At 35.3% G+C, this 21,173-nt stretch carries 21 protein-coding genes; 2 read left to right on the top strand and 19 right to left on the bottom strand.

Annotation, left to right across the window (positions count from 1 at the left end; translation table 11 throughout):
- Positions 1 to 83 precede the first annotated feature (83 nt).
- Positions 84 to 1,736 carry a Na/Pi cotransporter family protein gene (locus B1K52_RS08680; protein WP_179106510.1) on the top strand — a complete coding sequence of 551 codons (1,653 nt, stop codon included), beginning with the start codon at positions 84 to 86 and terminating at the stop codon, positions 1,734 to 1,736.
- 44 nt (positions 1,737 to 1,780) lie between these two features.
- On the opposite strand, the gene B1K52_RS08675 is transcribed toward B1K52_RS08680, so the two are convergent.
- The 17 genes from B1K52_RS08675 to galU all read right to left on the bottom strand — a co-directional run bounded on the left by B1K52_RS08675 (position 1,781) and on the right by galU (position 19,046).
- Positions 1,781 to 2,704: an LCP family glycopolymer transferase gene (locus tag B1K52_RS08675; protein ID WP_373022347.1), complete on the bottom strand. Its 924-nt coding sequence runs from the start codon at positions 2,702 to 2,704 to the stop codon at positions 1,781 to 1,783.
- Positions 2,705 to 2,815: 111 nt separating this feature from the next.
- Complete coding sequence (locus B1K52_RS08670; RefSeq protein ID WP_256855877.1) at positions 2,816 to 3,754, bottom strand: LCP family protein; 939 nt, start codon at positions 3,752 to 3,754, stop codon at positions 2,816 to 2,818.
- Positions 3,755 to 4,258: 504 nt separating this feature from the next.
- Entirely contained in the window at positions 4,259 to 4,561 is a 303-nt protein-coding gene (locus B1K52_RS18250; RefSeq protein ID WP_256855876.1) for an ATP-binding protein, read from the bottom strand.
- A gap of 1,147 nt (positions 4,562 to 5,708) precedes the next feature.
- A complete protein-coding gene (locus tag B1K52_RS08655) occupies positions 5,709 to 6,992 on the bottom strand; it encodes an oligosaccharide flippase family protein (protein WP_179106509.1) in 1,284 nt (427 codons plus the stop codon).
- A gap of 29 nt (positions 6,993 to 7,021) precedes the next feature.
- On the bottom strand, positions 7,022 to 8,242 hold the full coding sequence (locus tag B1K52_RS08650; RefSeq protein ID WP_077307319.1) for an O-antigen polymerase: 1,221 nt from the start codon (positions 8,240 to 8,242) through the stop codon (positions 7,022 to 7,024).
- Positions 8,243 to 8,318: 76 nt separating this feature from the next.
- Positions 8,319 to 9,332 carry a dTDP-glucose 4,6-dehydratase gene (rfbB, locus tag B1K52_RS08645; RefSeq protein WP_077307317.1) on the bottom strand — a complete coding sequence of 338 codons (1,014 nt, stop codon included), beginning with the start codon at positions 9,330 to 9,332 and terminating at the stop codon, positions 8,319 to 8,321.
- Entirely contained in the window at positions 9,329 to 10,189 is an 861-nt protein-coding gene (gene rfbD, locus B1K52_RS08640) for a dTDP-4-dehydrorhamnose reductase (protein ID WP_077307315.1), read from the bottom strand. Before rfbD ends, rfbB begins: the two co-directional genes overlap by 4 nt.
- Positions 10,190 to 10,191: 2 nt before the next feature.
- Entirely contained in the window at positions 10,192 to 10,749 is a 558-nt protein-coding gene (gene rfbC / locus B1K52_RS08635) for a dTDP-4-dehydrorhamnose 3,5-epimerase (protein WP_077307313.1), read from the bottom strand.
- A gap of 12 nt (positions 10,750 to 10,761) precedes the next feature.
- Positions 10,762 to 11,640 (bottom strand): glucose-1-phosphate thymidylyltransferase RfbA, encoded by an 879-nt coding sequence (rfbA, locus tag B1K52_RS08630; RefSeq protein WP_077307311.1) that lies wholly within the window; start codon positions 11,638 to 11,640, stop codon positions 10,762 to 10,764.
- Positions 11,641 to 11,664: 24 nt separating this feature from the next.
- Positions 11,665 to 12,900, bottom strand: a complete 1,236-nt coding sequence (locus tag B1K52_RS08625) for a glycosyltransferase (protein ID WP_077307309.1) — start codon at positions 12,898 to 12,900, stop codon at positions 11,665 to 11,667.
- Complete coding sequence (locus tag B1K52_RS08620; RefSeq protein WP_077307307.1) at positions 12,897 to 13,883, bottom strand: glycosyltransferase family 2 protein; 987 nt, start codon at positions 13,881 to 13,883, stop codon at positions 12,897 to 12,899. The genes B1K52_RS08625 and B1K52_RS08620 overlap by 4 nt, the downstream gene beginning before the upstream one ends.
- Positions 13,884 to 13,908: 25 nt before the next feature.
- Positions 13,909 to 14,820 carry a glycosyltransferase family 2 protein gene (locus tag B1K52_RS08615; protein ID WP_077307305.1) on the bottom strand — a complete coding sequence of 304 codons (912 nt, stop codon included), beginning with the start codon at positions 14,818 to 14,820 and terminating at the stop codon, positions 13,909 to 13,911.
- A 26-nt stretch (positions 14,821 to 14,846) separates the two neighbouring features.
- Entirely contained in the window at positions 14,847 to 15,518 is a 672-nt protein-coding gene (locus tag B1K52_RS08610; protein WP_077307303.1) for a sugar transferase, read from the bottom strand.
- A gap of 17 nt (positions 15,519 to 15,535) precedes the next feature.
- Positions 15,536 to 16,306: a tyrosine-protein phosphatase gene (locus B1K52_RS08605; protein WP_077307301.1), complete on the bottom strand. Its 771-nt coding sequence runs from the start codon at positions 16,304 to 16,306 to the stop codon at positions 15,536 to 15,538.
- 108 nt (positions 16,307 to 16,414) lie between these two features.
- Positions 16,415 to 17,107 carry a CpsD/CapB family tyrosine-protein kinase gene (locus tag B1K52_RS08600; RefSeq protein WP_077307299.1) on the bottom strand — a complete coding sequence of 231 codons (693 nt, stop codon included), beginning with the start codon at positions 17,105 to 17,107 and terminating at the stop codon, positions 16,415 to 16,417.
- Positions 17,082 to 17,846, bottom strand: coding sequence for a YveK family protein (locus tag B1K52_RS08595; RefSeq protein ID WP_077307297.1), 765 nt, complete (start codon positions 17,844 to 17,846; stop codon positions 17,082 to 17,084). The genes B1K52_RS08600 and B1K52_RS08595 overlap by 26 nt, the downstream gene beginning before the upstream one ends.
- 315 nt (positions 17,847 to 18,161) lie before the next feature.
- A complete protein-coding gene (gene galU / locus B1K52_RS08590; RefSeq protein WP_077307295.1) occupies positions 18,162 to 19,046 on the bottom strand; it encodes a UTP--glucose-1-phosphate uridylyltransferase GalU in 885 nt (294 codons plus the stop codon).
- Between the two features lie 320 nt (positions 19,047 to 19,366).
- Between galU and B1K52_RS08585 the strand changes: the two genes are divergently transcribed.
- Positions 19,367 to 20,434 (top strand): C40 family peptidase, encoded by a 1,068-nt coding sequence (locus tag B1K52_RS08585; RefSeq protein WP_077307294.1) that lies wholly within the window; start codon positions 19,367 to 19,369, stop codon positions 20,432 to 20,434.
- On the opposite strand, the gene B1K52_RS17930 is transcribed toward B1K52_RS08585, so the two are convergent.
- Positions 20,428 to 20,589, bottom strand: a complete 162-nt coding sequence (locus B1K52_RS17930; protein WP_179106508.1) for a hypothetical protein — start codon at positions 20,587 to 20,589, stop codon at positions 20,428 to 20,430. The genes B1K52_RS08585 and B1K52_RS17930 overlap by 7 nt on opposite strands.
- A gap of 84 nt (positions 20,590 to 20,673) precedes the next feature.
- Complete coding sequence (locus tag B1K52_RS08580) at positions 20,674 to 21,123, bottom strand: AraC family transcriptional regulator (RefSeq protein ID WP_077307291.1); 450 nt, start codon at positions 21,121 to 21,123, stop codon at positions 20,674 to 20,676.
- Between the last annotated feature and the right edge of the window lie 50 nt (positions 21,124 to 21,173).

Here is a 21,173-nt window from a genome sequence, read left to right as displayed (position 1 = left end):
ATCAAAATTACCTTTACATAACTTTCACAATTAGACATAATAGGCGTGTTTGCGACAGATTATAAACCTTAGGGGTGACGATAGTGGAAATTAACGTACAAGAACTGATCTTCTCGTTTATCGGGGGATTGGGTATATTCCTATTTGGGATAAAATCAATGGGAGACGGACTGCAAAGGTCAGCAGGAGACAAATTACGTGACATTTTGGATAAATTAACGACTAACCCAATTATGGGCGTACTTGCTGGTATTCTTGTTACTGTATTGATTCAAAGCAGCTCAGGTACTACCGTTATTACTGTTAGTTTGGTTAGTGCCGGATTTATGACACTTCGCCAAGCAATTGGCGTTATTATGGGTGCCAATATTGGTACAACCGTTACAGCCTTCATTATTGGTCTTGACGTTGGCGCTTATGCACTGCCAATCCTAGCAGTTGGGGCCTTCTTGCTATTCTTCTTTAAAAATAAGAAAATCAACAACTTAGGACAAATCTTCTTTGGCTTTGGTGCTTTATTTTACGGACTAGAGCTAATGAGCGGAGCAATGAAACCACTCCGCAGCTTAGATGCTTTTCATGATTTCACCTTACAAATGAGCGATAACCCAATCTTAGCAACATTAGCAGGTACATTGTTCACTCTTGTCGTACAAAGCTCTAGTGCAACGATCGGAATTCTGCAGGGACTTTACTCAGAAGGACTTGTTGACTTGCAGGCAGCATTGCCGATTCTTTTTGGAGATAACTTAGGAACAACGATTACCGCTGTTCTAGCCTCTATTGGTGCATCCATTGCAGCGAGAAGAGCTGCTTTCACACATGTGTTGTTCAACGTTATTGGGGCAGCAATTTTCTTGATTTTACTTCTTCCCTATACGGCTGTCGTTCAGTGGATGCAATCAACATGGGATTTAAATGAAAGCATGACCATCGCATTTGCACACGGAACGTTTAATATTACAAACACACTCATTCAGCTGCCATTTGTTGCAGTACTTGCTTGGGTGGTTACCAAACTAATCCCTGGAAAAGACAAACTAGCTGAATTAAACGCCAACACATTAGATCCGGTTATGATTCAGCAATCACCATCCGTAGCATTAGGAAATGCGAAACAAGAAGTCATCCGCATGGGTGATGTCGCTGTCCAAGGTTTGGAAGCAACCAATCAATACTTGCAAACCAAGTCAGTCAAACATGCTGACAACGCGTATCAGCTCGAACAAGCGATTAACAACTTTGACCGTAAGATTGTAGACTATCTCGTACAAATCTCCGCTGAGTCGCTGTCTGTACAGGAATCAGCGGAACATGGTGCCCTGCTTGACGCTGTGAGCGATATCGAACGTATCGGGGATCACTTCGAAAACATGATAGAACTTGTCGAGTACCAGCAGTCAAACAAAGTGAAAATCTCTAGCTCTGCAATGGAAGATTTAACGGAGATGTTCCTGCTTACAACAGACACCGTAAGAGATGCCATGCTCTCCCTGCAAAACAGTGATAAAGAGCAAGCAAAACTCGTTATCCAGCAAGAACATAAAATTGACGCAATGGAACGCAAACTCCGCAAGCAACACATCCAGCGCCTCACAGAAGGCTCCTGCAGCGGCCAATCCGGTATTATCTTTATCGATATGATCAGTAACCTAGAACGTATTGGAGACCATGCTGTGAATATTGCTGAGGCAGTGCTTGGGGAATCGAAGCATATGCATACAGTGAATAACTAAAACAAATAGAGCTCCTGGCAAATTGCCAGGAGCTCTATTTGTAATTAGGAAATCATATCATGCACTTTATCTTGTTCATTCTGCGGAATCTCATAATAATAAACGCCATCAATTTTTGTACCAGTACCTTGCATCTGGTAATTCTCCGCATTTTGACGAACATTACGATAGTTCTTAAACAAATCTGTCATGGTTGAGAAATCCATGTTTGTTTTCACGTTATTACCTAGCGCACCCAAGATATTATCAACTTTGTTAACTGATTTGATGCTTGCACCTTTATCGATAACAGCTTGAATAACCTGACGCTGACGAGCATTACGACCGAAGTCGCCATCTGGATCTAAGTGGCGCATACGAACATAGCCCATTGCTTTTGGTCCATCTAACTGAATTTCACCTTGCGCATAGTGATAGCCTTTTTGGTAATAACCTTCATCAATCCAGTCAAGCTGGTTATTAACTGTAATGCCGCCAACAGCATCAACGAAATCAGACAAGCCCTCCATGTTCATTTCAGCGAAATAATCCACTTCCATATCCAAGAAGTTCTCTACCGTAGCAACTGACATATCAATACCGCCGAATGCATACGCATGGTTGATTTTATCTGTTGTACCGTGGCCGACAATTTCTGTACGTGTATCACGTGGGATACTTATAATTTTCATCGCATCATTTGCCGGATCAAGTGACATGACCATTAAGGCGTCCGAACGACCTGCATCACCATCACGCTGATCGACACCAAGCAGCAAGATATTTATTTTCTCTTTTTCTTTTACTTTCGTTGTTGATTGTTTTTTATCAATCGTATCTGTATTTTTCTGCATTGTATTAACCGTTGTTTTTGCTTTATTGGTAGCATAGAAACCTGTAGCTACTACGGCAATTACTAAAATTGCAACTATACTTAATAGCACTTTCAGCCAAGTCCGTTTCTTCTTACGCTTCTCTTTCCTGCCCAAAACCATATCCCCCTTATTCTGTTACCACTGGAAATCTGATTATATCATAAAAACCTCTTCTTTTTGTTAAATCTTTCAAAAAAGAAGAGGTTTCTATTACTTTTTACTCACTTATTGATTCAGGAAAGTCTGGGCTTCTTGGGCGTTTTGTTCCAAGCCGCCAACATTAAACTCCAGCACAGCACCGACATCATAACGGGCATCATGATAGCTGCCATCCACTGGAATACGCATCGTTTGCATATCTTCTGTTTTACCGCGCAGTACGTCTGTCCCCATCGATAGCAGCAAGCCATTCCTTACATTCGTGCTCACATAACCATTTGCTATACCAATCAGCTTCGGCAGCTTAGAAAGCGTTGTAACACTCGCTACTTCCTCTTTTAGCTTCGTTAACACTTCCTGCTGGCGCTGCACTCGTCCATAGTCACCATTTGCATCATGACGAAAACGACTATACGCTAAAATCTCCTTACCTTGCAGCTTTTGCGTACCTTCTGTTAACTGTACACCTAAAGCTTTCTGGTCGGTTGTCATCTCAGGGGTTACCGTCACTTCAATCCCATCTGGTGCTACAGCATCGACTAGTTTCTCAAAGCCTTTAAAGTCTATTTCAGCGTAATAGCTAATATCTATACCAAAGTTTTCTGTAACTGTTTTTCGCATCAGCTCTGGTCCACCTAGGGAATAAGCAGCATTGATCTTGTTATATCCATAACCAGGAATATTCACATAGGTGTCTCGCATGATTGAGATGAGCTTCGGCTGTTTTGTATCAGAGCTATAATTAGCAATCATAATGGTATCAGAACGAGCGCTATCTTCTCCACGAGAATCACTTCCAAGTACAAGCACATTGACGTTATCAACGTTTTCATCTGAACCATTGAATTCCACGTCATCACTTAAATTGTTATCTGCATTTGCAGCATTAAAATATTGAAATGCCGCATAGCTTCCGATTGCTATAAAAGCGACGAGAAATACAACCATAAACACTCTAAATTTGCGCACTTTTTTCTTCTTGCGCGTCTGACGTTGTAAGGTCACGTTGATCCGCCTTTCTTAGAAATACCTATTAAAGATAATAGCATGAAATGTGTTGGCAGAATATAGTTTTATTCATAATGTAAATAGTATCCATTCCAATAAATTTCAGCTTTTTATAGTTTTGTTAACAACGTTTTAAAATTCCCTGATTTCAACGAATCAAATTCCCAATTATCTACGAATTTTGCCTGGCTGAATGCCAGCCTTTTTCTTTTCCCACAGACGATTAGAGTCTCCTCTAAATATTAAAGGTCGTGGAATGAGGGATTAGAAGATCCAGAATAGCCGTTGCTAAAACTTCATCATTAAAGTCTTTCCCCTTTGAATAATTGTTGCGCCGTGTTCGTACCTTCTTGATATGATTTTGAAAAGTGTGTTGCGTTTAGTTCATCAAAGGTAAAGTAACCTAATTCATCAATAATTAATAATTCCGGACGCTATATTGTTTTTATATTCCGTTGGATTTATCACTGTTTGTCTGCCTTTTGGGATTCAGTTATAAAATCATTGGCTGTAAGAAAAAGTACTTGGTGTCAAATTTGTGATAGCCTCAAAAGACATGGAAATGGCTATATGTGTCTTTCCTACCCCGGGTGGACCAAGGAGTAGGATATTATCTCCATTATGGATGTATCTACCCGTTAGCACTTCTTTAACTCTTCGTTCATCTATACTAAGTTGAGAACTAGAGTCGAAGTCATGAATGCTCTTAACATAGGGAAGCTTCTCTTTCTTTAGACATTTATCTAACGCTGCCTTTTCCTTCTGTTCGATTTCTTGTAATAATAGAGTGATTAAGAAGTCCAAATATGGTTTATTTTAGATGCGATTTCAAGCAGACCATCTATTTGATCGGCGGTGTTATACCAACCGATTTCTTTTAAGAGTTCAATTAAAGGTTTGTGGTTATGAGTGATAGCCTCCTGCTAGTTGTTCATAAATTTGAAGGGAACATTGTTCTACTTCAATATCAAGGGACTGTAAACAGTTGGGATCGGCAAACCATCAGTAGTCGTTTGCAGTCCTTTATAATGTTCTAGTTTTGTATAATCTCGTACCTTGCCGATCATAAATTTAATAGTCTAACGTTTTCTTTTATTTTTAACTCTTGTCCAACGTACCGAAAAGGTGCGGAATACCTCTTGCCATGGTAGGACCAAAACAATTCTTACTCACCTTCCTAATTTCCATTAGTGGATAGGGAATAATGGTTTCGTATTTGATTTCATTAAATGCTTTTGTTCATGTTGGAAACTAGTATAAAGTGATTCAAGCGTTGTCTGATGAACCTTAGGTGACGCTATCTGACCTACCCACACTCTTACATCTTCATTTAATGCCAAGGTAGGTTGATGTGCGCTGCAAAAAGTTCTTATTTAAATTTCCAACCACATTTTCTATCTTCCCCTTCGATTGTAGTCGGTGTGGTTTACATGCCTTTGGAACAATTCCATAGTAAGCTGAAAACTCTTTGAACTTCCGGTTTAATCTAATTTCCACTGGATTATGCCTGAGGAAATCAGATTTCATGTTGACATATATAATCATCAGTTACTCCATTGAAATAAGCAAAAGCGTTCATTTGGCACTTCATTAACGTTTCTAGATGCATACTGTCTGTAAACTCAACATATTTAAGGCTCGAATAACTTAATAAAATAACCAAAGCATAACTTTATTTCATCATCAACGGTTGAATTTGCCAATGTGACCCTAATGATTTGAGCTTGTTTACCAGAAGGGTCAAATCCAGTCTCTTTGAGATAGCTGTGATTGATCCCCGCTTTTGAAATAGTTCTCTAATCATTAAAAACTCCCCAATCTTGATTATCATTTCTACACTCCATATCTTTATCTAGTATAGAAATAATTATCTGTTATTATTGGGGATTTTGAAACCGTTGTTCACAAACTTATCTCAATGAGCTAAATTTATGCCTACAAGGCTAGATAATTATATTGAGATCCTTGTTCTTTCATTTTGTTGTTTTAAATCCTGGAATTTTAAAGAGGACCTTATATTATATATATTATTAAATAGTACTGTTAATTCAGCCACTAATAGTGACAAAGCCATTCCCACCTCTACCAGAAAATTCGTCATTATTATAGTAGAAATTAAGAATGTTACAGCAGCTATAGAATATCCTCTATTAACTCTTGATTTCATATTCATAGAATATGAAATTCTTGCAAAAATTGTATTCATCATTGCCAAGAAGACTATTACTGAAAAGATTTTGACTAGAATTATAATTTTGGGGTTGCTTTCATCGGTAACAAATTTTGTTATAAAATCAGCGCCAAAGAAAAGTAGTCCAGCTGATAATAACGATAAGATTAAAAATAAAAATACTATACTTTTCAGTTTTTTTCTAAACGCAACTTTATTATTTTCGAACAAATTACATAGATAAGGGTATATGGCCTGACTAAACGGTAAAGAAAGACCATAAAATGCGCCCATCAATTTTTGTCCTATTCCAAAGTATCCTGTAGCTGTTGCCGTAGCGAAAAAACCTAAGATAATTAAAGGACCTTGACTATAGAAATTTATCCATAAATTAGTTAAGAATATGTGTTTTCCTCTGTTTATTTCTCTTCTAATAGAACTCCAGCTAAAGTTAATCTTTAGTTTAAATTTCATCTTTAGATGGACAAAAAATAATGCTACTACTCCCGGTAACAAGTATGAAAAAGATTGGAAAAGGATTGCTAAATAAATATCATTTTCTTCTCTAATGAATATAAATATTAGCCCTGTTACCACTAATTTAATTAGGATATTAAAATAAGTTATATACTTCATTTCTTCTAGCCCCTGGAATAGCCAAATAGGAAATAGAAGGTTACCTATTAAGATTAAGAGACTTATGATAAAAACTACTTTATAATCTTTAAAATTAGAAAATAGATTAAATATAACTAACAATATAGATATTACTAACAAACTAAGAGCAATTTTAGTACTCATCACGTTATTATAAATTTCATTTATCTTACTAAAGTTGTTTTTATGAATAGATATATCCTTCGTAGCAGTGATATTATAACCATAATCCACAAATACACAACAAAATTGCATTAATGCAATTGCAAATACAATTACACCATATCCCCCTTCTGATAAATTTTGTACTAAGAATGGGAATGTTAATAATGGAAAGATATAATTACTGCCTTGTAGTACAATTAACGACATGATATTTTTGAAAAGCTTATTCTTTAAAAAGTTCATGGTTATCCCCTTGTTTCCTTTATTAACAATCATAAAAGTAGAATTTTTTTAAATACAAAGGTAAACATAAGACAGTATACAAGAGGCAAAAACAAACCCGCAAACATGAACATATTTTCGAATAAGCTTAATATTAATATTGTACAAATAACCGCATTACCAATTATGAACATAAAAGGGTTGCTTTGTCTCAGAAGTATGAGTACTGCTAACAAGGAAAGAATTAATATTGCAGCAGTTATTATAACTCCTACCCAGCCATAATAAACATAACTACCTATATATTGTGTTCCCACAGTTAACTCTGGTGTTATTAATGCAGAATTTGCTAAAGATGGATCAATATTATACAAGTTTACAAGTCTATCTGACACAAAATCTGGTGTTAACTGCGTAATAAAAAAGTCTCCAAATGAATCTCCAGGTTTCACTAAATCAATAGCATTTTGTAGATTCGCTATAGGTGATGTTGCGTACAGATATGTCCAAAAGTAAAGATTAGTGAAATCATTGTTCCACATTTCCCCATTAGCTCCACCAATCATTAAAATCAATTTACTGTCCATCACAGTAGTTTCATAGTTATAATCAGAGTTAAGTCTAGCATTACCCATCAAACCAAATAAAAAACCTGCAATTATTATTGTTATGCTTCCCCACAAACACTTCTTGAAATCAATCTTTATGAATGATAATAAAATAAAGAAAGATATAGTAATAGTAATAACTAATAATCCTCTACTTACAATAAGTATAAAAGGTAACAAAGATATTATATATAACAAGGTGCTTTTATTAAATAATCTTTTTCTATTTTTTGATTGGGTCAATTGACCAGTTAAAATTATAAAATTTGAAATGAAAACATTAAATGTAACTAGGAAAACATGAAAAGTAGGTATTCCAAACTCTTTATAATTTGTTCCGAGATCTAAGAATGTATTCAATAGTGGGATTTGTCTTGAATAGATAAACTCCATAATATATCCCACAATCAGAAATATCATACTTTTTTTAAGATTCCCTTTATTTATTCTAATTGGTTCTATTTCCATTTTTGATTTAAAGATAATGCTGTAAACTAAACTGTATATTAATAAAGTTATAAGTAAGCCACCTAAGAATATGAACATACTTAAACTTAACGCTGGATAAAATCTAGAAAGGTTGAAGTTGTAGAATACGATTACTATAAGAGTTAAAGAAAACAACATAAAAAAGGGGTTGATATTTTTAACTTTTCTTTTCATGGTTATCACTCACTATGTAAGAAGTTAGGTTAACATAGCAGTAGATAGTCACTATCTACTGCTAATAACAATTGACTTAAAATTGATATTGTTTAGCAAAATATTCTCTATATTTACCTTGAATTATATTGTTCCACCAATTTTCATTATTGAGATACCAATTAACAGTTTGTTCAATTCCAGTCTCAAAATTATATGTTGGTTGCCAACCCAGTTTTTCAAGTTTTGTTGGATCTATAGCGTAGCGTTTATCATGACCTAAACGATCCTCAACGAATTCAATCAAATCATTAGATTTTGATAGTGCGTTTATAATCGTTTTAACAACTTCTAGATTTGTTCTTTCATTATGGCCGCCTACATTATAAACTTCACCTAATTCTCCCTCATGTAGTACTAGGTCTATTGCAGAACAATGATCCTCAACATGTAACCAATCACGTATGTTCTTCCCATCTCCATATACAGGTACCTTTTCATCATTAAGTACTCTTGAAATAGTTAAAGGAATAAGTTTTTCTGGAAAATGATACGGGCCATAATTATTAGAGCATCTAGTAATATTTATGGGCATATTATACGTTTCATAATATGCACGTACAATCATATCTGAAGATGCTTTACTAGCGCTATAAGGACTATTAGGTTGAAGTGGCGTATTTTCAGTAAAGAAAGTATCCGGATCGAAATCCAATTCTCCATATACTTCATCAGTTGAGACATGCACAAATTTCTTCACGTTTATAGATTTAGCTGCATCAAGTAATACCTGTGTTCCCAAAACATTTGTTTTTATAAAAATCTCTGGTTCTTTTATTGAACGATCCACATGACTTTCTGCTGCAAAATGGATTACATAATCGAATTTCTCATTGTTGAATATTTCACTAATGACTTCCCTATCTGCAATGTCTGCTTTTATGAAAGAATAATTCTCTCTCTCCTCTATATCGCTGTGCTTAGTCAAATCACCAGCATATGTTAGTGTATCTAAATTAAATACATGATACTTCGGGTACTTATTCACCATGTATTTAACAAAGTTCCCACCAATAAATCCTGCCCCACCAGTAACTAGTATTTTCTTCATACCTTCGTCTCCTCTTTTCTCATTGCCTCCAGATAGTGATTCAATGCAGACTTCCAATCTGGCAGTCTGTTAAAACCATTAAGCACTAGTTTATCTTTAGACATTCTGGAATTTTTTGGCCGAACAGCTGCGGTAGGATACTCTTCAGAATTAATCCGCTTGATTTCCATTTTCTTATCAGCAAGTTTAAATATCTCTTCAGCGAAATCAGCCCAGCTACAATAGCCTTCATTAGATGCATGATATATACCATATTTATCGGTTTCTATCATATCTAATATTAATTTTGAGAGGTCATATGTATAAGTTGGTGATCCTATTTGATCATCAACAATATTTAGCTCACTTCTATTATCAGCTAGTTTAAGCATTGACTTAATAAAATTATTCCCATTGATTCCAAAAACCCAAGATATTCTACAAATAAACCACTTAGACAAGTTCTCTTGAATTATCTTTTCGGCTTCTAATTTTGTATAGCCATAGTACCCAACTGGAGAAGGCAAGTCTTCCTCCCTAAATGGCTCTTGGCCTTTGCCATTAAATACATAGTCTGTGCTTATTAAAAGAAACTTTGCACTTAATTTCTCTGCAACATTTGCAAGATACTGCGTGCCATTAACATTAACGTTCCAACATGCCTCTTTGTCCTCTTCGGCTTTATCAACTGCCGTATAAGCAGCACAATGAATAATTGCGTCAGGCTTATAATTAGATAAAACACGCTCAACATCTGATTTAATAGTAATATCTAGATCTCTTGAACCTAAGCCGAGCATTTGATATCCGCGACTCTTACCCACACGAACAACATCGTAACCTAGTTGACCAGTAAATCCAGTCACAAGAATTTTCATTATTAAATTTCCACCTTAAAGTTGTTATCAACGTCTTTTAAGAGAGGGGCATTTTTATCTTTTTCTGATAAAATCACATCAAGCAGCGGCCATTCAATTCCGATCTCAGGATCATTCCACAAAATATTGCGGTCATGTTCAGGTGAATATACTTCATCTACTTTATACTGAACTTCTACGTCATCCGTAAGTGTTATAAAACCATGAGCAAACCCTCTAGGCACCAACAATTGCTTCTTATTTTCTGCATTTAGTTCTATCCCATACCACTGTTTAAATGTCGGACTATCAACTCTAAGATCAACAGCCACATCATAAATACTGCCTTTTGTACATCTTACAAGTTTAGTTTGAGCCTTTGGTGATAGTTGATAATGTAAGCCTCTTAGAGTCCCTTTTTCACTTGAGAATGAGTGATTATCCTGTACAAAATTTAGTTTTATGCTATTCTCACTTAATTTCTTTGAACTGTGAGTTTCCATAAACCATCCACGATTGTCTCCATGTACAGTTGGGGAGATAACAACTACGCCTGATAGTTTGGTTTTTTTAATTTCCATTGTAACACTCCTTTAATATCTAATTTCTCCGTTGGCAACTTTAAGTAAGTATTGCCCGTATCCTGTCTTAGCAAACTTTTCTCCGGATTGTATTAGTTGCTCTTTTGAAATCCAACCATTTAAGTAAGCAATCTCTTCAGGTGCAGAAATCTTTATTCCTTGGTGTTCTTCGACAGTTTGTACAAAGTTAGTTGCTGAAGTAAGGCTATCATGAGTACCCGTATCTAACCATGTATAACCTCTACCAAGTAATTCCACATCTAAATCACCCATATTTAGGTAGGCCTCATTAATGGATGTGATTTCCAACTCTCCTCTTTCTGAAGGTTTGATGTTCTTAGCAATATCTACTACTCTGTTGTCATAAAAGTATAGACCTGTGACAGCATAATTTGATTTTGGTTCGGAAGGCTTCTCTTCTACACTTAATACTTTTCCATTCTCAGAAAATTCTACAACACCAAACCTTTCAGGATCAGGAACATGATAGCCAAACACAGTTGCTCTATTTTCTTTTTGACTTGCTCTTAGCAAGCTATTACGTAATCCACTTCCATAATATATGTTGTCTCCAAGTATCATAGCTACCGAATCATCACCTATAAATTCTTTGCCAATAATGAAAGCTTGAGCTAAACCATCTGGACTATCTTGTATCTTATACTGCAAGTTCAAACCAAATTGAGATCCATTGCCAAGCAATTCACTAAAACGTGGTGTATCTTCAGGTGTAGATATAATTAATATGTCTTTTATCCCCGCTAACATTAATGTAGATAGAGGGTAATAAATCATGGGTTTATCGTAAATTGGTAAGAGTTGCTTGCTAGTCACCATCGTAAGCGGATAGAGTCTTGTACCACTCCCACCTGCTAATATAATTCCTTTCATTTTATAACCTCCTAGGTTTTTAGTTTAATCAATAGCATTGATAAGACTCATCATTCTATCAGATATTTGCTCCCAAGAATTCTTTATTAATAATTTATTTCTACTTCTTTCTTTATTATAATTAACTTGTTTAAGTCTTCTAATTATATTTATAGACTCATTCCACTTTTGGATGTTATTCGCAATATATACCCCTGGTATATCTATTACTTCATCCGCAGGGGGGACAGGTGTTAAAATTATTGGCTTATTTGATGCCAGATACTCGTAAAACTTTAAAGGACTCATAGACTGAGTAAATTTATTTATTTTATGAGGGATAATACAAACATCATATGATGATAATACCTTTGGGATGGAGTTGTAGCTTACAGGTCCATCAAAAGATACGTTATCTAGCATATTTAAATCCTCGACTATTTCCTTGCATGACTCTATAACTATGCCTGTAAACTTAAATTTTACGTCTTTGTTCACTCTGGCTAACTCTTTAATTAGATCAAAATCAATTCGACCCTCAATAACACCTATGTAGCCACAAACAATAGTGTCTTCTTCAAATAAATTATGTCCTGGCTTGTTGTTAAATCGAGTTAAATCTACACCATTAGATATATAGTATTTGTTTCGAACCCTATCAAATAAGCTCTCTAAGTTATCACGAGAAACCGAAAAAACAGTATCAGCATAGTTATTTATTACTTTATAGTCATCTTTTATTTTGTTATATTTTTTAACATAAGCACTATGTTCCAATAAATTATCAATTGAATCAAAAATCATATGACTATCAAAGTTATTTTTCTTAATTTCTTCGAATATATAAGCTCTTGAGACATCGCTCGACCAGAGATATGTACTTGTAGAATCTAAATCTATTTCTAAATATGCACTAGCTTTTAGTATAGTTCTAAACACAAGTTTCTGTATAAGTCTAAATGATTCTAGCTCGTTATCACCCTTATTATAAAGGAAGCCAGGTAACTCTAACGAGAACATCTTATCGGTAATCTTATATAACTTTGACCCTAAGAATGTATTACATAATCCACCATTTGCCCATATTTCTTCTTCTATCTCCATTCCAGATTTATTAGATAGAAGTTTTTGCTTAAAATTAGGAGCTTTATTTACGAGAAGTACCTTTCTAATGTTATCCTTTTTTAACAAGGCCTTAAGAATGTTACTTTCTCGAACTCTAAATCCTTCTTTTCTAATCTGGTGGATATCTCTCCATGGAATATATACTATATCTTTCATGTTATCATCCCTGAATATAATGCTTTTCTCTTCCGTAATATTGCCTTTCTTAATTTTATTGTTCTAATCCAGCTTTTTATATAAACCTTCGGTTCAACAAGTATTGAGAACCCTGCTTCTAGCACCATTCTTATAGCTATACTAAACCAATTTTCATAAAGGTGCTTTGATTTAATGTTCTTCATAATCATTAGCCTCTGATTAGAAAGTGAAAGTTCTCTCAAAAAAGCCGATTGTCTCTTCCTTCTTTTGATCATGTTATAAATACCATGACCACTAATCTTTTCCATTCCCCTACCGTGAAAACCAATTGCTTCTGGAACATAAATGAAACTATAGTCTAGATTAGTTAATCTCCAACTAAGATCCACGTCTTCTTTATATGCAAGAAAATCTTCGTCAAAATACTCATTTTCATATGCTGCTATTTTGAGAATTTCTTTTTTATAAATTGCTATTGCCCCACATATACCAAATATCTCTTTTTCTTCATCATATTGACCTTGATCAATCTCTCCTTGACCTCTGTCAAACGCTTTAAAGTTCTTCTCTAAGTGAATACCTGTAGTATCTATTAATCTCGTTTGGCAATCATTCTCAAAATCGTATTTCAATATTTTCCCTGTTGCTCCAACTCTATTTTCACTCTTATTCAACTCAGACAAGATTCTGTATGAATATGAACTTGTTAAATATATATCTGCATTCAAAATGCACACATTTTCATGTTGAGCAGCATTGATTCCGTAGTTTGCTCCCCCGCTATAACCTAGATTGTGTTCTTGAGGAAAATAAAGGATTGTCCCCTCAGTATATGTTCTAATTAATCTGTGTATAATTTTTTGTGATTCTAGAGAAGGCGCATTATCAACTATTATTATTTCACTTTCAACATCTTCTTGTTTTAATACCGAGGGGAGTGATTTCTCTAACAACTTATAATCATTATAGATTACAAATATGTAACTAATATTATGGCTCATTGTATTCTTCCCTTTTTATCAGTAATCATTTCATATATGCTGACAACGCACGCTTTAATTTTTGAGGGAATAGATAATGTTTTTTTCCCATGTAATATCCTGAGAATTTAGCTAAATTTTCGAATACCGCTATTATAATATACCCAATCTTTTTATCTTTCCATAAAGATCCAAATTGACTTTTTATCATCTTGAATCCCTCTTTTTCATTCGAAGCATATTTCAGAAGGAATTCCGTATCATGAAATGCCATACCAATGTCGAAATACCGTTTGAATTGTTGTTTTAATTTATAATTATGCGAGTGAAAAACCTTTGCATCTGAAGCGTACATAACTGAATAGCCTTGTAAAATAACATTCGAAGATAATATCATATCTTCATTCAAAATAATTTTTTCTGGAAACCCATCAAATTTTTCAAAAACTTCTCTTTTATACATACTACAAACATTTGAATTGAAGAAAGTCTTAATACCTAGTTTTGGTAGGAGTTCCTTCTTTTTCTCTATTGACTGAGGAGGATAATTATAACTCCTGGCAAATTGTTCTAAAGGGGAGGCATCCTCTTTAGGGATTTGCCTAGCGAAACTTATTAAACACATTTCATCCTTTAAGGGGAATGAAAGATTCTTTAATAAATAATCATCAACTGGAATTGCGTCTTGAGTCATAAATAACAAGTAATCACCTTGAGCTACACTTGCTAGTAAGTTACGGGTCCCTCCATGATCAAAGTCATCATTTCTTATAGATATAAAATTGACACTTGGATAATTATCTGCTATAAGATTAGGTGTGTTGTCTGTAGATGAAGAATCCACAATTATTATTTCTAATTCAATACCTTTTAAAACTTGACTTAGAAGTCTGTCTAAAAGTTTTTTGATTTCTGAACCAGGGTTATATGTTGGTATTAAGACTGAAATTTTTTTCATACGAATCCCTTTCTCTATGATGCCTTTTAAAAAGCATCTTTTGATCCAAAGAGTACTTTAAATGTTAAAACAATTAATTTTATATCCAGTACAAAACTCCTTTGCTTTATATATTTGAGGTCTAATTCAACTTGTTCTTCAAATCCTATATTACTCCGACCTTGCACCTGCCAATAACACGTTAAACCTGGTAATACTGTTAATCTTTGTCGCTGATATGTATTATATTTATTCACTTCTCTCGGTAAAGCCGGACGAGGACCTACAAGAGACATTTCTCCTTTAATAACGTTTAATAATTGCGGTAGTTCATCTAAACTTGTTTTACGCAAGAACTTACCTACTTTAGTTATTCTTGGATCATCTTTCATTTTAAATAAAGGACCCGTAGCTTCATTTTTGTCTAACAACTCCGTTAATAAGTCTTCAGCATTAGATACCATAGTTCTGAATTTGAAGATTTGAAATGTCTGGCCTTCTTTTCCAACTCTCACTTGTTTAAATAGAATTGGCCCATCTTTATCTTCTAACTTAATAAGTAAAGCTACTAATATAAATATAGGTGATAGAATAATTATGCCGATAAAAGATAGTGTTATATCAGTAATTCGCTTTAATATTGTATAAAATCTACTTCCTTTTTTTAACTCAGTATTAGCTTCTAAGACATTGAGTACATTCTCTTTTAATTTTCCCATTCATTGACCTCCTTTTACTAGTTAAATAATCCAAAAAACTTCTTTTTTTGAATCTTTGACGGAACATCTCCAACTACTGTATCTCCAGCAATAATTCTTTCTGCATTTTCCTTTAAAATAGAAACCAACTCGAAACCATAGATGTTCTCAAGCTCTTTAAAAGCATCTTGCATCATAAATCCTCGACTCTTTACATTGTGAGCATCAGAGGCAATAACATGGGTTAAATTAGCCTGTAGTATATCATGGCTAAAACTCCTGATTTTCTTTCCAAACTTACCCACTAAACTAGCAGCTGTAACTTGAGTTAGTACACCACTTTTAACTAATTCATAAAGCTTATCTGGTTTAGATAATAATTCACTGTTTCTCTCTGGATGTACGATAACTGGGGTATAACCTTCTACCTGTAAATCATAAAGCAGTTTATTTGTATACTTAGGAACAGAAGAAGTTGGCAATTCAACAAGTATATAAGGAGTATCTGAGTTTACAGCCAGAATCTCTCTAGTTTCCAAACCTCCAGATAAATCACCATAGATTCTCGTCTCTTGACCTGGAAGAATATTAACTGGTATATTCTTTTCTTGTAAAATTGCATTTAACTTGTCAACATGCTCCAAAATATTAACTCTCAAATTATCAAATTGATTGTTTCTGTGATGAGGGGTTGCAACAATTGTATGTATACCTTGTGCCACAGCTGCTTTTGCCATTTCAATACTATCTTCTAAATTACGGGCCCCATCATCAACTCCGGGTAGTATGTGACAGTGAATATCAATCATATTATCCGCCCCTTTCTACTGACATTAATATAGAAATAACCGATGACCTTTTTCCTAGATAGAATCCGAAAATATATCCTCGATATTCGAGGATAAATAGAGACATTGTTAACTTCCGTAATAGTAGTATGTGTTTGATTTTTTCTGCGCAACATCGTTTAGCACAATACCGAGCAGCTTTGCATGTGCTGGCTCCATAAGCTCCTTTGCCTTCTGGATAGCTTCATACTCTGTTTGTTCACTTCTTGCGACTATTATAGAACCATCGCATATATTTGCTAAAATTTGGGCATCAGTAACAGCTAATACAGGCGGTGTATCAAAAACTATTACATCGTACGTTTCTTGTGCTAGATGCAGCATTTGCTTCATCGATTTAGACCCTAAGAGTTCAGATGGGTTAGGCGGAATAGGACCGCATGTTAAAATGTCTAAATTAGGAATATCTGTTTCTTTTACTGCTTCTTCTAAGGTTTTCTCACCTACAAGTACAGTACTAAGACCAATTCTATTATCAAGCTTGAATGTATAGTGCACTGTCGGCTTTCTCAGATCTGCATCAACTAAAAGTACTCTTTTTCCTTGCTGTGCAAAAACAACACCTAAATTAGCAGTAGTAGAAGACTTACCTTCCGATGGACCAGAAGAAGTAACAAGTAAAATACTCAATTCTTGATCGACAGATGCAAATTCGATGTTTGTTCTAATGGTACGATACTGCTCAGAAATTGGAGACTTCGGATTGAACTTTGTAATGAGAGACCGGACATTTGTTTTAAACTGTTTTTTTCTTTTGGCCATTATAACCTCTCCTAACTTGACTGCGTTCGTTATTCGGTGATCGTTTGTTTGTTTGCATATCTTCTTCGGTCATGTGATTAATAATCCCAATGACTGGTACACCAATACGCTTTTCAATATCCGCTTCAGTTTTAACGGTATTATCCAGATATTCCAAAAGGAATGCTAGCCCAATACCTACCATAGCACCTAAAACAAGTGCAATTACTGTATTTAGAATGACATTCGGACTTGCCGGGGATGGATCGTTTACAGTCTCGGCTAAGGACAAGGGCTTCACATTCTCTAAATTCATCAAATCTGGAATTTGATTTTGAAAAACATCTACTGTTGTGTTAGCAAGTTTAGCTGCTGCTTCCTGACTAGTATCAGTTGCTGTAACGGTAATAATTTGGGTATTTGCTTCAGAAGCAACTTCTAGCTTCTCCGCTATTGCGTTAGATGAGAGAGAAAGATTCATTTCTTTTGCTACTTTATCTAGTATTACTGGACTTGTCATTACAATTTTATATGTATTTATCAAGCTAATATTGGATTGAATCGCATTATTTAAGCTGGAAACATCCACGTTTTCTTCCTGATTGACAACTACAGAGGCACTTGCCTTATAGGTCGGGGTAATCAAAAAATAACTAACTAACAGTGCAATTGCTGTAAAAGCTATAATCAGTGATAAGATCATTAGAAATCGTTTTCTTAACACTGCAAATATTTCCTTTATAGAGATTGTCTCTTCCATTCATGTCCCTCCGATGAGTATGCTTAATAATTATAAGTCCAAAGACAAAGGACTATACTAACTTTTGAAGTATAAGTACCTATTTATTATATCTAGTTTAAAACGTCATGCAATGTCTGATTTTGTCGAATAAAGTTAAGAGACAAAATCAGAGCTTACATTCTACTAAAACAAGATATAATATATAGTACAATTTTCTTAGTTAGCTCTTAAAAACAAAGTAGAGTATACCACATAATTCCCAGACAGAACATAGATTTACCAAAATATAATAAAAAACGAGTCTAACAAAGTAGACTCGTTTTTAAAGTGAAATTATTTACTCTCTGCTGCTACAAACTGATTTAGATAATTCTGCAGTTGGTCTTTCAAATCCGGGCGATCTAATGCAAATTCAATTGTTGCCTTGATAAATCCGAATTTATCTCCAACATCATAACGATCTCCACTGAACTCACATGCATAAACAGCTTGTTTCTTATTCAATTCCTTAATCGCATCTGTCAATTGAATTTCTCCACCAGCACCAGCAGGGAGCGTTTCTAGAATATCAAAGATTTCAGGAGTTAACACATAACGACCCATGATTGCATAATTAGAAGGTGCTTCTTCTCTCTTCGGCTTCTCTACTAAGTCACTTACCTGTAATAGGTTAGGTTCACTAGTTGATCCCTGAGGAGCAACCACACCGTATTTTGATACTTCAGATTCAGGTACTTGTTGTACACCTACAATTGAACCGCGGTATTTTTCAAAAGCATCTGTCAATTGTTTTAGTGCCGGTGTGCCTTCTGTTTTCACAATGTCATCACCAAGCAATACTGCGAATGGCTCGTCTCCGATAAATTTCTTCGCAACAGAGATGGCATGGCCAAGCCCTTTTGCTTCTTTTTGGCGGATGTAGTGGATATCAGCAAGGTTTGAAATGCCTTGAATTTCTTCAAGCATCTTCATTTTATCTTTTTTAATTAACTGGTCTTCTAGTTCGTAAGACTTGTCGAAATGATCCTCAATTGCACGTTTACCGCGACCGCTGACAATAATAATGTCCTCAATACCAGATTTAACTGCTTCTTCGACAATGTACTGAATGGTTGGTTTGTCCACAATCGGAAGCATTTCTTTCGGTTGTGCTTTCGTTGCTGGCAGGAAACGTGTACCTAGACCTGCAGCGGGGATGATGGCCTTTTTGATTTTCATACGTTCTGCACCTCTTTATGTAGTGTATGTAGTTGGAGTGTAGAGTGTTTCGTACTTATGATATTTCCCGATATAAATACAGTAAAACGTAAATAAAGAACGTCTCGTACGAAAGTCCTTACCCACTTACTGAAACTGTAAAAATAGTAACATACTAAACTAGTTCACTCAATAACTTCCTTTCTACATTTCCCTCCATTATATGCGTTTAATATTACAGTTAGATTACAATGACGTAAATTCTGGTAAATTAGGTGACAAAATATGCTATAGTATGATTAATTTCTTGGAATATGAAAATAAAGGAGCACATTACTAGAATGAAAAAGACGATTGTTACACTTGCTGCCTCTGCGGTTATCGCTAGTTCTTATGCCACAACAGTTGACGCTGCATCCTATAAAGTTCAGAGTGGTGACTCGCTTTGGAAGATTGCTAGCAAATACGACACGTCCGTTTCCGAATTGAAGAAGATTAACAACTTAAAAAGTAATATAATATTCCCGAACCAAGTGCTACAGACTTCTGGTTCTTCTAAATCAACAAGTAACTCTACTACGAAGACTTCTACATCATCTTCTAGCAGTGCATCTACTTATACTGTTAAATCTGGTGATACGTTAAGTGGTATTGCACATAAACATAATATTTCTTTAAACAACTTAAAGAAATGGAATAATATTAACGGATATTTAATCTATCCTGGTGACAAGCTAAAAGTTTCTGCAGGAGGTTCTTCTTCATCGTCGAACAGTTCTTCCTCTAATTCTAGCAGCTCGTCCAACACCAGCACTAGTTCCAGCTCTTCTTCTTACAAAGTGAAGTCTGGTGACTCTCTATGGAAGATTGCTAATAATAACGGTGTTTCTGTTTCAAACCTGAAATCATGGAACAACCTATCATCTGATATTATCTATGTTGGCCAAACATTGAAGATTAACGGCAAAGCAAGCAGCGGTTCCTCTTCTTCTACGAAGCCTGCAACAAATACAAAAGTAGACTCTGCGCAAACGTCATCGTCTTCTAAGAGTGTGAGCAAGCTAATCAGCGTTGCGAAATCCCAGTTGGGTGATCCATACGCTTGGGGAGGTTCTACACCAGGAGGATTTGATTGCAGCGGATTTATCTATTATGCATTCAAAAACGCTGGCTATGATATTTCTCGTACATCTGCGGAAGGTTACTTCAACCGTTCTCATTATGTAAGTTCCCCGCAGCCAGGAGATTTAATCTTCTTTAAAGGAACTTATAAAGCTGGTATCTCTCATATGGGTATCTACCTTGGCGGCGGTCAGTTTATCCACGCGGATAACGACGGCGTACGCATTACAAGTACAAGCAACTCTTATTATGCGAAACACTTCGATAGCTACAAGCGTTTCTATTGATTCCAAGAGCTTGGGACAGATCTTTCTGTCTCAGGCTTTTTTTGTTTGCTTTGAGAAGTGATAAGCTGAAGCAAATCGGTAAGCTGGCGAGATGCGGCAACGACTAGAAACAGCATGACGAGAACACCTAGAATATAGAAAACCATCTGAAACATTTGTTTCGCCTCTTTTTTGTGTTGTTATGTAGTAAGACGAATGAGCAGACAGTTTAGTTTCATTTTCATATCTTATTCTTATGCCTATTTTATCGGTATACATAGTTCACAATAATGCCTGCTTAACAATTCTTCCTTATACCGTTCGACAATTGGGCGATTGTCTGCTTCTAGCCCATGCCTTATCAACTCCTCAGCAGCTGTTGCCCATGCTTCTTCAATAGCAGCTACTGTATGCTCTACTATAACACAAGCATACTTCCCTCCTGCTGTTTCTCCTATAGCAACCGAAGTGTCCGTTTCTAGATTATCGGCAATGACAATAGCGGCATCGTATCTGCATTTTTCTGCTAAAGTCGATGTTGGGTCATCGTGTGAAATACCGAGTATAATAGATGTCTCTGTTAATAAATCCTTTTCTGCTGACCATTGCTTCAATTGTTCCATCGTTTGGTAATTAGCAGCTCCATAAGCACCTATTCGGCGTATGTAAGCGACTAGATAATTTGGCAAGACTTCAATTTGCATTTGCATGCATTTCATCTCCACTCTATTTATTTTCCTTACTTTTCCAATCTATATCA

It is taken from the genome of Terribacillus halophilus, assembly GCF_900162685.1.
In the GTDB taxonomy this organism is placed as follows: Bacteria; Bacillota; Bacilli; order Bacillales; family Amphibacillaceae; genus Terribacillus; species Terribacillus halophilus_A.
The sequence above is the reverse complement of the archived record's forward strand: the minus strand, read 5'-3'. Positions and strand labels throughout refer to the sequence as shown.